Raw genomic sequence first — 14,099 nt, forward strand, 5'->3', positions numbered from 1 at the left:
GGGCAAGATGGGCACAACAAGACAATGTCCTCGCTTCTCCGGCCCGACAAATGCGCAAGATAATAGAAACCGCCGGTCAACTTCCAGACATCCTCATCAGCTGGATTACCCCCAACGTGCGCCAGTTCCGGGCAAGCAAACTGCCCGTGGTCTGGCTGCTTGCACTACTTGTCGGTGCACTGGTGGCCTTGGCCGCGATTGCCTTCCGCACCGCCATCGGACTTATCCAGTGGCCCTGGCTGCGCACGACGACTGAACTCACGATCCAGGCTGCCACCCAGCAACCCTGGTGGATTGTCATGCTCGCGCCGGCGATTGCCGGATTGCTGGTCGGCTGGATCCTGCACAAGTACCACCCCTATCAGCGGGCCGGCGGAGTTGCCGACGTTATCGAGGCGCGCGCCTATGGAGGCCGCGGTCTGCCCTTCAAGGCCGGTCTGTGGTCCGCGCTGGTCACGGTTATTTCGCTCGGCGGCGGTGCCAGCGCAGGTCGCGAAGGCCCGGTCGTTCACCTTGGAGCAACGGTAGGAACGGCGGTCTGCGGTTTCTTCCAGCTTCCCGATTCAGCCCGCCGGATCCTGCTCGCCTGCGCCGTGGCCAGCGGTGTTTCAGCCTCCTTCAACGCTCCGATCGCCGGTGTTCTGTTTGCCCATGAAGTCGTGCTGGCGCACTACGCGGTGTCAGCCTTCGTGCCCATCGTGCTGGCGTCGGTCATGGGAACGCTTTTGTCCCGCCTGTGGTTCGGAAACGTTGCAGCCTTCGAAATCCCGCAATACGAAATCACGTCCTATCTGGAAATCCCCGCTTTTGCGCTCCTTGGACTGACGTGTGCGGCCGTCGCCATCATCTTCCAGTTTGCATTGATCGGCAGCGACTGGACGGCACGCAATATAACAATGCCCCTCTGGCTCAGACCGGTTATCGGTGGTCTGGCTGTCGGTGCGATCGGTGTTTTCTATCCGGAGATTCTGGGAGTCGGCTACGAGGCGACGGATCTTGCGCTGAAACACGAACTGACCATCAACACGATGCTGACCCTTCTTGTGGTGAAGACCGCAGCAACGGCAATAACGCTCGCATCGAGGTTTGGAGGCGGCATATTTTCGCCCTCCCTTTACCTCGGCGCCATGACAGGCGGTGCGTTCGGTCTGATCGCAGCCTCCGTGTTTCCCGAAATGGCCTCGAGCCATGGCCTTTATGCCATTCTTGGCATGGGAGCGGTTGCGGCCGCGGTGCTTGGAGCGCCGTTTTCAACCACCGTCATTGTCTTCGAACTGACCGGCGGTTACGCCCTGTCGATCGCGCTGCTGCTCGCGGTCTCGATCGCAACGGGACTGACACAGGCCGTTCACGGCAAGTCCTATTTCCACTGGCAGCTTGGCATGCGCGGATGTTTCGTCAATGAAGGCGCGCATCAATTCCTGAGCGAAACCGTGAAGGTCCGTGATTTCATGGATCCACCACCGGAAAACGAGGAGGAGCAGCTCTTCAACCCGGGTGAAGATGGGCCCTATCTGCACGATACCGATACTCTGGAAAGTGCCTTGAAAAGCTTCGATTCCTGCGGCAAGGCCACGTTGCCTGTCGTTCGGAAGGGAGATGCGACCAAGGTCATCGGCCTGGCCCGCCATGTCAGGGGCCTGCGGTACTTCAACGCCGCCTTGATCAAGGCCACCAAGGAAGAGCACCACTAAGCTGCTGATTGTCGTAAATGCGGTTATCCGGACAGTTCGGGCAAGGTCGAGCCAAACGCTGTCATCCCCGCGGTTGCCGGGATGACGGAACGTCGGGTCAAGAATGTGGCACGTACTCGACCCGATGCGCTCCGTTCGGGCTAGATCGCCTCCGTCGCCTTTTCCAGCCAGATACGTTCCTTTGCCCCGACCAGAGGTCCGACCTCGGCGCGGACGCGTGTGTGATAGCGGTTCAACCAATCGCGTTCGAAAGCTGTCAGCAAGGACACGTCGACGAGACGCAGATCCATGGGAACCAGCGTAATGGTCTCGAAGCCGAGCATCGGCCTTTCCCCACCCGCAATGTCCCGAGCTTCCGTCACGATCTCCAGGTTCTCCAGTCGGATGCCATATTCCCCGGCCGGATAAAATCCGGGTTCATTGGACAGGATCATGCCCGGCTTTAGGGGCACCGTCCCGGTTTTGGCAATCCGTTGAGGTCCTTCATGGACACCCAGATAGGCACCCACGCCGTGGCCGGTTCCGTGGTCGAAATCCCGTCCCGCCTTCCACAGATCGATCCGGGCAAGCGTGTCCAGTTGCGCACCTGTCGTGCCCTGAGGAAAACGCGCTGTCGAGATCGCAATGTGACCTTTTAGAACAAGCGTGAAATTTTTCTTCATCTCCGCACTCACATCACCAACTGCCAGCGTTCTGGTGATGTCGGTCGTGCCGTCTTCGTATTGTCCGCCTGAATCGATCAGGAACGGCTTTCCCTGAGGAATCCGGAGATTGCTTGTCCGGCTGACTCGATAGTGGCAAATGGCTCCGTTCGGTCCGGCACCTGAGATCGTGTCGAAGGAAATGTCTTTCAAAACACCGGTTGCCCGCCGGAATTCTTCCAGCTTCTCTGCCACGCCGATCTCGTCCAGGCCGCCTTTTGGGGCCTCTTCATCGAACCAGCACAGGAAATTCACAAATGCCGCTGCATCGCGAAGATGCGCTGCGCGCGCGCCGTTGAGTTCCGTCTCGTTCTTGACCGCCTTCGGCAACAGAACAGGATCTTGCGCCTCGATCAGAGTGCCGCCTGTATCCGTTATCGCGTCCGCAATCCCGATACCGGCAAGCGCCGGATCGATCATGACCTTCGAACCGGCCTTTCCGAGCGACGCAAGTCCGGTCTTGAAGTCGCCCGGTTCTTCAAGGTCCGTCAGTTCGCTCAAGGTGTCCCGTACCGAATTGGAAAGTTTGCGGCCGTCGATAAAAAGGGACGGTTTTCCGCTGGATGGGACGGTTGCAAATGACAGGGGCAGAGGCGTGTGCGTGACGTCCGACCCGCGAATGTTGAGCAGCCACGCAATGGAATCCGGTTGCGTCAGAACACAGGCATCGGCTTTCTTGTCGCTGAGGGCAGACTGAAGCGCAGAGATTTTTTCCTGAGAGGACTTTCCCGCCAGCGCGACCGGATACAGCGAGACCTGTCCAAGAGGCGGTTCGGGGCGGTCTTCCCAGACACTGTCGAGCGGATTGTCATCGAGCGTAACCAGTTCTGCGCCCGCTTCCTGGCAGACTTCTCGCAGACGCCGAACCTCACGCACGGTATGCAGCATGGCGTCAATGCCGAGCTTTTGTCCCGGTTGCAAATGCGTCGCCAGCCATTCACTCACAGGCGCGTTGATCAGATGCTGCGCAGGAAACACCTCCATATCCACCTGCTCGCGCACCTGGATCGTGTAGCGCCCATCCACAAAGATGGCAGCCTTGCCGCCCAGAACCGCTGCAACACCGGCCGAGCCGGTAAATCCCGTCAGCCATTGCAGGCGGCAGTCATGCGGCGGCACATATTCGCCCTGATGGGCATCCGCGCGCGGGATCAGAAAGCCGTCGAGGCCGAGGCGGGCGAGTTCGGCCCTGAGAAGCGCTGCATGCGGCGCTCCGCAGGAGGGATCACTGAGATCTTCGAAGGACTGGAACATGAGCGGCACGGTAATTTGACCGCCGCCGCGGATCAAGACGGATAATTTTTCCGTAAAACTCGCTGAATCAGAAACAGTTTAACGTCATTTTGCAACGCAGCAATCTCTTCGCATATGCGAAAGACGCAAAGCTGTCATGCATCTGGAGGCCTACCGGATCCGCGCGTGAACCTGCATATTAGGGACAAGAACAAATAAAGACGTTTCTCCCTAGGGAAGCTCTTCAACTTCAAATGGGAATGATTGAGATGACTATCGCAACCACGACTTCTACCCGCTCCGGCAACAGCTTCATGCGCCGCGCGTTTGACCGTATGGTTGAAGCCCGTTCGCATCAGGCACGCCGCTATGTCAATGGCTACCTGCTGTCCCTGGACGACGCGACTCTTTCCGCTCACGGCTATGACCGTGACCAGCTCGAGCGCGAAGGTGCTGCAGTTAACCCCTTCTGATGCACTCAGCGTTCGGTTGAACGCGGATGAGATGCACAGCCATCAAAAAATGCGATCAATACCGGGGCGTCCGTCTTTCAATGGACCTTCCGTGATCAAATGGGGCTCAGGCGCTCGCAAAGAAGTACTGTGCACGTGAAAAAGGGCCTGCCGGCTGTCCGGCAGGCCCTTTTCGTATCCGGAAGACCGCAGAAATCATAGCCTCAGGCAAAATTGCGGCCGCGCACCAGTGTCAGTGTCAGCCAGCCGTCTTTCTCGCGCTGTCGGTCCAGAACGAAGCCCTGGCAACGATATGCGAACAGGATGCGAGGACCATCCTCAACCCTCAGGCCAGACAGGACCAGGGTGGCGGTCTGAGCCATTTGCGAACCGATCGCCTTGGCCATTTTCATCAAGGGCCTTGCCAGGATATTGGCAATGACCAGATCAAACGGTCCGTAAAGTCGAAACCGCCGGTCTTCCACGCCGTTTGCCGTGAACCCCTTGACGAGGTGGGCTGCCCCATTCAGGCGGGCATTTTCCAGCGCCGTCCGGGTTGCGACAGGATCGATGTCTGTTGCCAGAACCTGTTGACGCGCCTTGAGCGCCGCAGCAATCGCCAGAACGCCCGTTCCGGTACCCAGATCGAGAATGCTGTTGTATTCACGCAGGGAAAGAAGCCTGTCGATTTCCTCAAGGCATCCGGCCGTCGTGCCGTGATGTCCTGTCCCAAATGCCAGCGCCGCCTCGATTTCCAGCCCGATCGCCCCGGCCGGAACCTTGTCCTTGTCGTGACCGCCATGTACCACAAACCGACCGGCGCGAACCGGATTCAAGCCTTCAAGACTTTTTTCCACCCAGTTGATATCCGGGAGTTCTTCGGCCTCCAGCTTTCCGGCAAGCGCATCACCACCGACCCGGCTGCGGACCAGATCCCTGGCGTCGTCAGCTCCCAAGTCGAACACCAGCACTTCGGCTGACCAGAGCCTGTCGTCTTCTGACGTTTCAAAAACGGTAACCGGGTTGCCATCGTCCTCGAACACATGTTCAAGCAATTCTGCAAACCGCTTTGCTTCGCGTTCGTCAGCTACGACCCGTACCCGGATGGTGTTCATGCGTGTATCCGCCTCGATAAGTTGTCGGTCAAGGCGTGCGATATAGCCTCAAGGCAGGCAACACGCCAGCGTCAAGTACATTTGACTGGTCAAATGCGCTCTCCGCGCCATGTTTTTCGGGACGGAGGCATGCGATGACACGAAAAAGGCAGCAATTCTCACTGGCACAGGTCAACCGGCTTTTACTGGGCATCGCGCTCTGCCTGATTTGGCTTGCCGGCATTTCTCATGCAGACAGCTCCCGGGACGCGCTTTTCGATGCCTTGAAAAAGGCGCCCAACGAGGCCGAAGCCGAAGTCATAGAAAACGAAATCTGGCGTTCCTGGCTGGAAGCTGCCCCCTCACCGGACCTGCAGTCGAAACTGGAGACGGCCATGCGATTGCGGGGACAGTACGATTTTCAAGGCGCCAGAGATCTGCTCGACGAGGTCATCGCGGAAGCACCCGACTACTCGGAAGGCTGGAACCAGCGTGCTTTCGTGCTGTTTCTCCAGGGCAACTACGAGGCCAGTCTTGAAGACATCGACCGGACGCTCGATCTGGAGCCTCGACATTTCGGCGCGCTATCGGGAAAGGCGATGATCTTCATAACGCAGGGGCGTGTGAAGCTCGGCCAGGAAACCCTACGCCAGGCTGTCGAAATTCATCCCTACCTGAAGGAAAGGTCGATGCTGATTGCCCCCAAGGGAGTGGATCTCTAGGTCCTTTCGCGTTCCATCGGCAGCGTCATACGGACGGTAAGGCCGCCTCCTTGCGTTTCCAAGAGGCCCAGTTTTCCCGAAGCCGCCTCCACGATCGCCTTGCTGGTGGACAGTCCGAGGCCGAATCCGGTGCCTTGCCGGATCTGACGAGCGGCATCCCCCCGTTCAAAGGGTTCGAGCAGTCGATCCCGCTCTTCTTCCGCTATCCCCGGGCCGTGGTCGACGATATCGATTTGGACCTTGCCGTCCCGGACCCCGGCTTCGATTTCGGCACCGTCGCCATATTGCCTGGCATTGTCGACCAGATTGGACAACGCCCGCAACAACTCCCCCCTTCGGGCGTTGATGGAAAATCGCCCGCTGCAGCGAAGTTCGATGGGAAATCCCAGGTCGCAATATTGATCGACGAGCGCGTGAAGCAGACTGGGGACATCGATCCGAAGCACGGGTTCGGAACTTTCCCCTTCTCTCAGAAATCCCAGCGCCGCACTTATCTGCTGGTCCATGATGTTCAGGTCTTCAAGGCTCCTGTCCCGGATATCGCCGTTCTCGAGCAGGTCCAGGCGCAACCGGAGACGCGTCAGCGGTGTGCGCAGGTCATGACTGATCGCGGCGAGCGTACGGGTGCGTTTTTCCACGAACCTGTCGATTCTGACCTGCATGCGGTTGAATGCCGCCGCAGCCGCCCGCACTTCTCTAGGCCCTTTTTCGGCAACCGGGACAGGCTCGGTGCCCGACTCGCCAAATGTAGACGCTGACTGCGCGAGCTCCGCCATCGGCCTTGCCAAAGATCGTGCAGCCCAAGTCAGCAGGGCGCAAAATGTCAGGGCAAGGAAACCGGCAAACAGGTAAAACGGCAAACCCAGCAATGGCGGTGGCGGACCGCGAAATCCCCACTCTGCCAGGACAAGGCTATCGTCCTCGAGCCGGATGAACAGCCGCGGCGGCGCGCCCTTGCCGAGTTCCCGCGGTCCCAGAACATGTTCGATGCGCATGCCAAGAAGCGTGTCACCGAGGCGAAACGGACCAAAGCGCCGGCCACGTTCCCCATCAGTGGCAGCAGCAAGGTCACTCTCCTCAACAAGCTTGATGTTCAGGCCAGGCGCTTCCCGCTGAAGGTCCAAGAGAATCGTCTTGCGCAAATCTGCCGGTGTCTCGTTGAGCTTTGCCACCGCCACGCTGACAAGATGACTGTTCATCACCGAAAGATTGTCGTCGAGCGCCTGCCGCACAAAGAGCGTGGCGACCACTCCGGCCAGGGTCATGAAGGTGCCGGCAACCACCATCAGCAACAGCAGCTGGTACAGCATGGTATCGGGCCAAAGGCGCCTAATCATCACGTCCTTCACGCGTGACCGGGGCCACGAATTCATAGCCGCCGGACCGGACGGTTCGGATGTACTGGTAGGATGCACCGCCAGCCTCGAGCTTGCCGCGCAACCTGCTGACCAGAATGTCCACGCTTCGTCCGTTGGATGCACCAATCTGCCCAAGGGTGAGTTCTATCAGCTGATCCCTGCTCAGAACCCGTCCTCTGCGTTCCACCATAACCTGAAGCAGATTGAATTCCGCCGGCGTCAGTGAAATCACCGCCCTGTCGGCATTGAACAGATACCGGGCACGGCAATCCATTCGCCAACCCTCAAAACACAGGCTCCCCTCTTCCGCCGGAGCCGCACGCGCCCCCAGTTCGACGCGGCGGAACAAGGCCCGGACACGCGCAATCAGTTCTCGCGGATTGAAGGGCTTGGGCAAATAGTCGTCGGCGCCGACTTCCAGGCCAATCACCCGGTCGATATCCTCGTTTTTTGCAGACACGATGATGATGGGAACCGGGCTTGTGGCCCGCAGGCGGCGGCAGATGCTGACGCCGTCTTCACCAGGAAGCATGATGTCGAGAACAACGAGGTCGATACGGTTGCTTGCCAGCAGACGATCCATTTCAGAGCCGTCGCGCGCCACGGTCACCTTGAAGTCGTTCGACACCAGATGCCTTTTCATCAGCAGTCCGATTTCGGCATCATCTTCAACAACGAGTATATGGGACGTCCTGTTCATCACTGGACCTTAAGCGCGTTCCGGGGACAATTTCATCAGGAAACTTCAGAAAATTGTTTCCCCGTGTTTCCGGAAAACGCGATGGAAACACGCTGAAAACAACGCGTTTCCACGGTTAACATCGCGTTAACACTCAAGATGCCAGCCTGAATTCACTCAAGGCAGGACATTCATTTCAGGAGCAGATCAATGATGCCAGTTGGTGCAGGACCGGCATTGCCACCGCCGGGAGCATCCCCGAGAGACCAGGCGGTCAATGCGCTCGATACACAGGTCGAAGATGGTGAAATCACCACCGAAGAAGCCGACGCGATGCTTGCGGCCCTGGATGCGATACACGAAGACCACAAAACAGCAGACGCATCGGATTTCGCCGCCTCTCCGCCGTCCGGGGAAGACATTCAGGCCAGGTTCGACACCATGTTGTCCGACCAGGTTGAGACAGGAGCCCTGACGCAGGACCTGGCTGACCAGTTGAGCGCGATGTTCGAGAACGGCGACATCGGACCACCGCCGCCACCTCCTGGCGGCAGCACGTCCGAAAATCGCGGGAGTGATATGGATGCCGATATGCGGGAGATCATGAACGCAATACTGGAAGAAACCCGAAATGCGTCGCCCTACGCTGCAAACGGAAGAACCGCGTTCTCCGGTGCATCACCTCTGTTGGCCGATTTTGAGGTCTGATGACACCAGGCTATTCGGCCGAGTTCCCACCGAGGCCGATGTCAAGTCTCCCTCAAAGGGTGTTTCAAACCCGCAAATGACTTAAGAAATGCGAGAGGGAGACAAACCGGCCACCGCCAGGTGGCCGGTTTTACCGTTCGTGCTGCGCGCTAGAGCGCATCCATTAAATGTTGGTTCGTTTGATGCCGGAAAGCAGGTCACTCGGCAAGGCGCGTCACGAAGGGCGATGTGGTGCATCGGTCAAGTGGCGCAACGCTGCCGATGCGCTGCTTTCCGGCACCCGAAGGGCCGGGCTCTTTCTCCCGCTGACTGCGTTGGCTTGCGCTTGTGGTGGGGTACACCGCTGCACACAAGCCGCCTGGGCAGCCAAAGAAAGCGCGTCGGTCAAATGATCCAACATTCAATGGATGCGCTCTAGTGGCGTTCGACAAAACTGTCGATGACTTTCTTCATTCCGGCCTTTTCGAAATCGACCGTCAGCTTGTTTCCCTCTATGGCCGTGATGGCGCCATATCCGAACTTGATGTGGAACACCCTTTCTCCGAGTGAATAGGCTGAAGGTGTTTCGCTGACTGACTTTGCAACCAGTTCGCCCTCGATGGTCAACGGGCCCTGGCGTTTCATGCGCGCGGACTGATACCCGCGTCCGCCTTCCGAAAAACCGTCGTTCGACTTCTTGGCCCGTTGCGCGCGCTGCCAGCCGGGCGTCGAGTAGCTGCCACGTTCGAACGGGTCATTGGTATCGAACCGCGAGGGACCGTATCCGCCACCGGCATACCCGCCGTAGTTGGACGATGGTTCCGCGATCTCGACATGGTCCGCCGGCAGCTCGTCAAGAAACCTCGAAGGAACCGTGGACTGCCACAGCCCGTGAATTCTCCTGTTGGAGGCGAAATAGAGCTTGGCGCGCCGCTTGGCCCGTGTAATGCCGACATAGGCAAGGCGGCGTTCTTCTTCGAGGCCCGCCCGGCCACTTTCATCGAGCGACCTTTGGTGAGGAAAGAGCCCCTCTTCCCACCCCGGCAGAAACACCGTATCAAATTCCAGACCCTTGGCGGAATGCAGCGTCATGATCGAGACGGCATCACTGGCGTCCGCACTGTCCCGGTCCATCACCAGCGAGATATGCTCAAGAAAACCCGCCATGGACTCAAATTCTTCCATTGAGCGGATCAGTTCCTTCAGGTTGTCGAGACGCCCTGGAGCCTCGGCCGATCTGTCCAGTCGCCACATTTCCGTATAGCCGCTCTCGTCCAGAATGATCTCGGCCAGTTCGGTATGTTTGAGCTGCTCCAGCTGACGTCGCCAACGCTCGAAATTGTCGAGCACGGTCTTCAGAGAATTGCGCGGTTTGGGCTTCAGTTCCTCTGTGTCGATGAGTTGCTGCGCTGCCTGGGTCAGCGGAATCCGCTCCGCTCTTGCCAGGCCATGCACCAGCTTCAGGGTCGCATCGCCGAGACCACGCTTCGGCGTATTGACGATCCTCTCGAAGGCGAGATCGTCTGCGGGCTGCGCAACACAACGGAAATAGGCAAGCGCATCGCGTATCTCCATGCGCTCATAAAACCGCGGACCACCGATCACCCGGTAATTGAGGCCAAGCGTGACGAACCGTTCCTCGAATTCACGCATCTGGAACGAAGCCCGCACAAGGACTGCCATGCCGTTGAGAGAATGGCCCTTGGCTTGAAGTGCTTCGATCTCGTCGCCGATGGTCCTCGCTTCCTCTTCGGAATCCCAGACCGACGCGACCGAGACCAGATCGTGGTCCGGTTCCTCAAAATCGGTGAAAAGCGTTTTGCCGAGACGGCCCTCATTGAAGGAAATCAGATGTGACGCTGATGCCAGAATATGGCTGGTCGACCGATAATTCCGCTCCAGCCTGACCACCGTTGCACCCTTGAAATCGTGCTCGAAGCGCAGGATGTTGTCGACTTCGGCGCCGCGCCAGCCGTATATCGACTGGTCGTCATCGCCGACACAGCAGACATTCGGGTTGCCCTGGGCCAGAAGGCGCAGCCACAGATACTGGGCAATGTTGGTGTCCTGATATTCGTCCACCAGCATGTAGCGGAAGCGGCGCTGGTAGTCCTTGAGCAGGTCGGGCTGGGTCTTGAAGAGCGTGATCACGTGCAGCAGCAGGTCACCGAAATCGGCGGCATTGAGGATCGACAGGCGTTCCTGGTATTCCTCGTAAAGCCTGCGCCCCTTGCCATTGGCGAATGCGCGCGCTTCGCCTTCCGGAACCTGGTCCGGTGTCAGCGCCCGGTTTTTCCAGCCGTCCAGGATTCCGGCAAAGGCCTTGGCGGTCCAGCGCTTGTCGTCGAGACCTTCCGCCTGGATGATCTGTTTGATCAGGCGGATCTGGTCGTCCGTGTCGAGGATGGAAAAACTGGATTTCAGTCCGACAAGTTCCGCATGCCTGCGCAGGATCTTCACGCAGATCGAGTGGAAGGTTCCCAGCCACGCCATGCCTTCCACGTTTCCGCCGACAAAGCCCGCGATACGTTCCTTCATCTCACGCGCGGCCTTGTTGGTGAAGGTCACGGCGAGAATCTCGGACGGACGGGCACGGCCGGTTGCCAGGATATGTGCGATCCGGGTCGTCAGGACACGGGTTTTACCAGTTCCGGCACCGGCCAGCACAAGAACCGGTCCTTCCGTCGTTTCAACGGCAAGTGCCTGTTCCGGATTCAGCCCGGCCAGATAATCCGGGGCCTGCCTGGCTGCCATCGCCCTTGCCGCGATACCACCTTGCGGGCGCGGCGGCACAGGTGACGTGTCCTGCCGCGCAACGTTCGGCTGAAAGGGATCGTCGAAGGAATCGTCATACCCGCCCGGGTCTGCCATGATTTACTGGTCCAGTTGCGTAAGAGCGCTCAAGGTCAGACGGATGTGCCTAAACTTTTCGAGCATCATTCGGCATTCTATTCAATGCAGGATGTTCGAATGAGAACAATATAGCAACAAACTCGCTCTGGCGAGACAGAAAACCAAGATTTCGTGGGGACAAAAAAGCCTGTGAAATCTGCAAACGACTTCCCGGAGCAATCAATCCGCACTGAACTTCGGCAAACAGGCTTCAGACGTCTTCAGGGACAAAAAATCCCGGTCTGCCGTTTTGCGGCAAACCGGGATCACAGCGCTTCCATGTTGGGGTGAAGCGGTCAATATTCCGATGAAGCTTTATGCAGCCTCTTCGGAACGGACCTCTTCCAGGAAGCGATTGACGGATTCGGAAAGGTTCGTGGCGACCTCGCCGAGTTGCTCGGCAGACATGCTGAGCGTTTCGGACTTCTGACGTGTCTGGTCAATCGACCCCGAGACACCGGTGACATTGGTTGCAGCCGCAGTGGCACCGTCAGACGCATACGTGATGCTCTGGGTAATCTCGCTGGTGGCGGCATTCTGCTCGTCCACCGACACCGCGATGGTCTCGCTGACGGAGCGCACCTCCTCGATTCTCTCGACGATTGACCGGATTGCCGCGACAGACTTCTGCGTGGAAGCCTGAACACCGGAAATTTGGCTTGCGATCTCGTCAGTCGCCTTGGCTGTCTGGGTGGAGAGTTCCTTCACCTCCGCTGCAACCACGGCAAAACCCTTGCCCGCTTCCCCGGCTCTGGCAGCCTCGATGGTGGCATTCAACGCCAGCAGATTGGTCTGTTCGGCAATTGCGCGGATGATCTCGACAACTTCACCGATCTTGTCCGCCGTCTCGGCCAGCAGCGAAATGTCCTTGTCGGCAGAAACAGCCGTTTCAGCTGCAACCGAGGAGATTTCGGTGGCGGATGCCGCCTGGCGCGAGATTTCGCCGATCGACGCGGACAATTCCGCTGCTGCCGACGCTACCGTCTGCACATTGGCACTTGCTTCTTCGGTCGCTGAATTTGCAGCACTCGCACTTTCGTCAGCGTGCAATGCAATCTGGACCAGTTCGGAGGCATTTTCGCGAACGCCTTCCGATTCCGAGGAAAGCTGCGCCTGAATGGCGGAGACAGATTCCTCGAAATGATGGATCGCACTTTCCATCTGCTCAGCCCGCCTGCGGCGCTGGGCACGCCCGGCTTCGGCTTCTTCCTCCAGTTCCTTCTGGCGGATCTGATTATCCCGGAAAATTTCGGATGCCCGCGCGATATCGCCGATTTCATCCGGACGATCCGTATCGGAAACAGTCACGTCCAGGTTGCCATCCGCGAGACTTGAGATGGTATCGCGCTGGCGGCCGAGCGTCCGGGTAATCGACGTCACCTGGTAGAACACCAGTACAAGGACGAGGCCTGTCAGTACCACCGCAATAACCGTGAGCCAGAAGATCTGATTATCGAGAGCGGCGGTATCAGCGTCCGCTGCAGCCTCGGCCCGGTGGATCAATTCGTCTGAAAACGCCTTCATCAGGTTGAGGCGCTTGGTCGCCGTGGCGAACCAGACAGCACCTTCGACTCCCTTTGCATCCTTTGTTTCCGGCAGATCCTGAATTATGTATCGCCATTCCAGGGCCTTATCGACATCCGGCCCCTTCACCATGTCTTTCCACATGGCTTTTTGCTCTTTCAGGGCAACCGATTTGAATTCCTTCAAAAAGGCATGCTCGCCGCCATAGCTTGCAATGACCTTCTTGAAGAGGCCCATGTCTATCTCGCCCGTTGTATTGAATACATTCAGAAAAGCTGCACCGTTGGCACGTTCGAGACCGCCGGACTCCATGGCTTCGACGATCGTCAGGTAAGGCAGCAGCTCAGCAGTGATTTCTTTCGAGGGGCTGGATTCCGTCGTGATACCAACGACGTGAATGAGTTCCTCGATCTCGTGCGAATAACCTTTCAGGACATCGGCAACAGAGAACTGTCTTGCATCGATGGACTTGCGGAATTTTTCGGTTTTGTGAACCTCTTCGGCCACATGCTGGAGATCTTCCAGCAAGACTTGATCATTCAGGTCGAGAGCGGCGAGGTGATCGTCGAATATTTTCAAGGCAGCATCGGATTTCGGGCGCTGTTCATCAAGCTTCGCCATGATCGCCGGATCATAGTCGGACTTGATGTAGCTCACGCTCATGCCGCGTTCTTTTTGCAGCTCGTGAATCAGATTACCGGAATCCTCGGCGATCCGTGTAAGCGGCTTCATGAATTCGTGGTGCGATCGCTCGATGACCTTTTCAGCAACGCTGAGCGCCGCAAAGCCGATCACCGCCAGCATCGGCACTCCTGCAAGCACCGCGATCTGCAGTTTGATCCGTTTCATATTGGTGTCCCCTCCAGAACAGAGATCTTGACCCCAAATTGCCGCGAACGCCTTACCTGTTACTTAACGTCAGATACAAACTTGACAAAATACGACGGCCTTTTCACAGAATGTCAAATGAATCAATTTCAGGTGGTATAATTATTTTGAATTACCTAAGTATTTTTGCCCATCCGGCAAATCGCAGGGCGAGAGTCGACCACGGATAACTCAA

At 58.0% G+C, this 14,099-nt stretch carries 11 protein-coding genes; 5 read left to right on the forward strand and 6 right to left on the reverse strand.

Features of this window, described 5'->3' with window-relative positions; genetic code table 11:
• The first annotated feature begins 50 nt into the window (after positions 1-50).
• Entirely contained in the window at positions 51-1,694 is a 1,644-nt protein-coding gene (locus tag LA5095_RS17675; RefSeq protein WP_055117295.1) for a chloride channel protein, read from the forward strand.
• A gap of 140 nt (positions 1,695-1,834) precedes the next feature.
• On the opposite strand, the gene LA5095_RS17680 is transcribed toward LA5095_RS17675, so the two are convergent.
• Positions 1,835-3,649 (reverse strand): aminopeptidase P family protein, encoded by a 1,815-nt coding sequence (locus tag LA5095_RS17680; protein ID WP_055118012.1) that lies wholly within the window; start codon positions 3,647-3,649, stop codon positions 1,835-1,837.
• Positions 3,650-3,897: 248 nt separating this feature from the next.
• Here LA5095_RS17680 and LA5095_RS17685 point away from each other — a divergent pair, with 248 nt between their 5' ends.
• A complete protein-coding gene (locus LA5095_RS17685; protein WP_035898125.1) occupies positions 3,898-4,101 on the forward strand; it encodes a hypothetical protein in 204 nt (67 codons plus the stop codon).
• A 203-nt stretch (positions 4,102-4,304) separates the two neighbouring features.
• Here the strand turns inward: LA5095_RS17685 and LA5095_RS17690 are convergent, their stop codons facing one another.
• Complete coding sequence (locus LA5095_RS17690; RefSeq protein WP_055117298.1) at positions 4,305-5,195, reverse strand: 50S ribosomal protein L11 methyltransferase; 891 nt, start codon at positions 5,193-5,195, stop codon at positions 4,305-4,307.
• A gap of 134 nt (positions 5,196-5,329) precedes the next feature.
• On the opposite strand from LA5095_RS17690, the gene LA5095_RS17695 reads away from it, so the two are divergent.
• Positions 5,330-5,896, forward strand: coding sequence for a tetratricopeptide repeat protein (locus tag LA5095_RS17695; protein ID WP_055117300.1), 567 nt, complete (start codon positions 5,330-5,332; stop codon positions 5,894-5,896).
• Here the strand turns inward: LA5095_RS17695 and LA5095_RS17700 are convergent.
• Positions 5,893-7,233 carry an ATP-binding protein gene (locus LA5095_RS17700; RefSeq protein ID WP_158510400.1) on the reverse strand — a complete coding sequence of 447 codons (1,341 nt, stop codon included), beginning with the start codon at positions 7,231-7,233 and terminating at the stop codon, positions 5,893-5,895. The genes LA5095_RS17695 and LA5095_RS17700 overlap by 4 nt on opposite strands.
• Positions 7,226-7,954, reverse strand: coding sequence for a response regulator (locus tag LA5095_RS17705; protein ID WP_055117304.1), 729 nt, complete (start codon positions 7,952-7,954; stop codon positions 7,226-7,228). The genes LA5095_RS17700 and LA5095_RS17705 overlap by 8 nt, the downstream gene beginning before the upstream one ends.
• A 189-nt stretch (positions 7,955-8,143) precedes the next feature.
• Here LA5095_RS17705 and LA5095_RS17710 point away from each other — a divergent pair, with 189 nt between their 5' ends.
• Together LA5095_RS17710 and LA5095_RS17715 are read left to right on the forward strand one after the other, a co-directional pair.
• A complete protein-coding gene (locus tag LA5095_RS17710; protein WP_055117307.1) occupies positions 8,144-8,641 on the forward strand; it encodes a hypothetical protein in 498 nt (165 codons plus the stop codon).
• Between the two features lie 167 nt (positions 8,642-8,808).
• Positions 8,809-9,033 carry a hypothetical protein gene (locus tag LA5095_RS17715; RefSeq protein ID WP_055117309.1) on the forward strand — a complete coding sequence of 75 codons (225 nt, stop codon included), beginning with the start codon at positions 8,809-8,811 and terminating at the stop codon, positions 9,031-9,033.
• A gap of 22 nt (positions 9,034-9,055) precedes the next feature.
• Here LA5095_RS17715 and LA5095_RS17720 read toward each other — a convergent pair whose 3' ends face one another.
• Both LA5095_RS17720 and LA5095_RS17725 read right to left on the reverse strand, forming a co-directional pair.
• A complete protein-coding gene (locus LA5095_RS17720; RefSeq protein WP_055117311.1) occupies positions 9,056-11,491 on the reverse strand; it encodes an ATP-dependent helicase in 2,436 nt (811 codons plus the stop codon).
• 336 nt (positions 11,492-11,827) lie between these two features.
• Positions 11,828-13,885, reverse strand: a complete 2,058-nt coding sequence (locus LA5095_RS17725) for a methyl-accepting chemotaxis protein (protein ID WP_055117313.1) — start codon at positions 13,883-13,885, stop codon at positions 11,828-11,830.
• Positions 13,886-14,099 lie beyond the last annotated feature (214 nt).

The organism is Roseibium album (assembly GCF_001404515.1).
Taxonomy (GTDB): domain Bacteria; phylum Pseudomonadota; class Alphaproteobacteria; order Rhizobiales; family Stappiaceae; genus Roseibium; species Roseibium album.

Excerpts from the sequence above, each read along its gene's own strand:
- LA5095_RS17680 (WP_055118012.1), bottom strand. The coding sequence starts at position 3,649 with ATGTTCCAGTCCTTCGAAGATCTCAGTGATCCCTCCTGCGGAGCGCCG.
- LA5095_RS17700 (WP_158510400.1), bottom strand. The coding sequence starts at position 7,233 with ATGATTAGGCGCCTTTGGCCCGATACCATGCTGTACCAGCTGCTGTTG.
- LA5095_RS17675 (WP_055117295.1), top strand. The coding sequence starts at position 51 with ATGCGCAAGATAATAGAAACCGCCGGTCAACTTCCAGACATCCTCATC.
- LA5095_RS17690 (WP_055117298.1), bottom strand. The coding sequence starts at position 5,195 with ATGAACACCATCCGGGTACGGGTCGTAGCTGACGAACGCGAAGCAAAG.
- LA5095_RS17710 (WP_055117307.1), top strand. The coding sequence starts at position 8,144 with ATGATGCCAGTTGGTGCAGGACCGGCATTGCCACCGCCGGGAGCATCC.
- LA5095_RS17705 (WP_055117304.1), bottom strand. The coding sequence starts at position 7,954 with ATGAACAGGACGTCCCATATACTCGTTGTTGAAGATGATGCCGAAATC.
- LA5095_RS17725 (WP_055117313.1), bottom strand. The coding sequence starts at position 13,885 with ATGAAACGGATCAAACTGCAGATCGCGGTGCTTGCAGGAGTGCCGATG.
- LA5095_RS17715 (WP_055117309.1), top strand. The coding sequence starts at position 8,809 with ATGTTGGTTCGTTTGATGCCGGAAAGCAGGTCACTCGGCAAGGCGCGT.
- LA5095_RS17720 (WP_055117311.1), bottom strand. The coding sequence starts at position 11,491 with ATGGCAGACCCGGGCGGGTATGACGATTCCTTCGACGATCCCTTTCAG.
- LA5095_RS17685 (WP_035898125.1), top strand. The coding sequence starts at position 3,898 with ATGACTATCGCAACCACGACTTCTACCCGCTCCGGCAACAGCTTCATG.
- LA5095_RS17695 (WP_055117300.1), top strand. The coding sequence starts at position 5,330 with ATGACACGAAAAAGGCAGCAATTCTCACTGGCACAGGTCAACCGGCTT.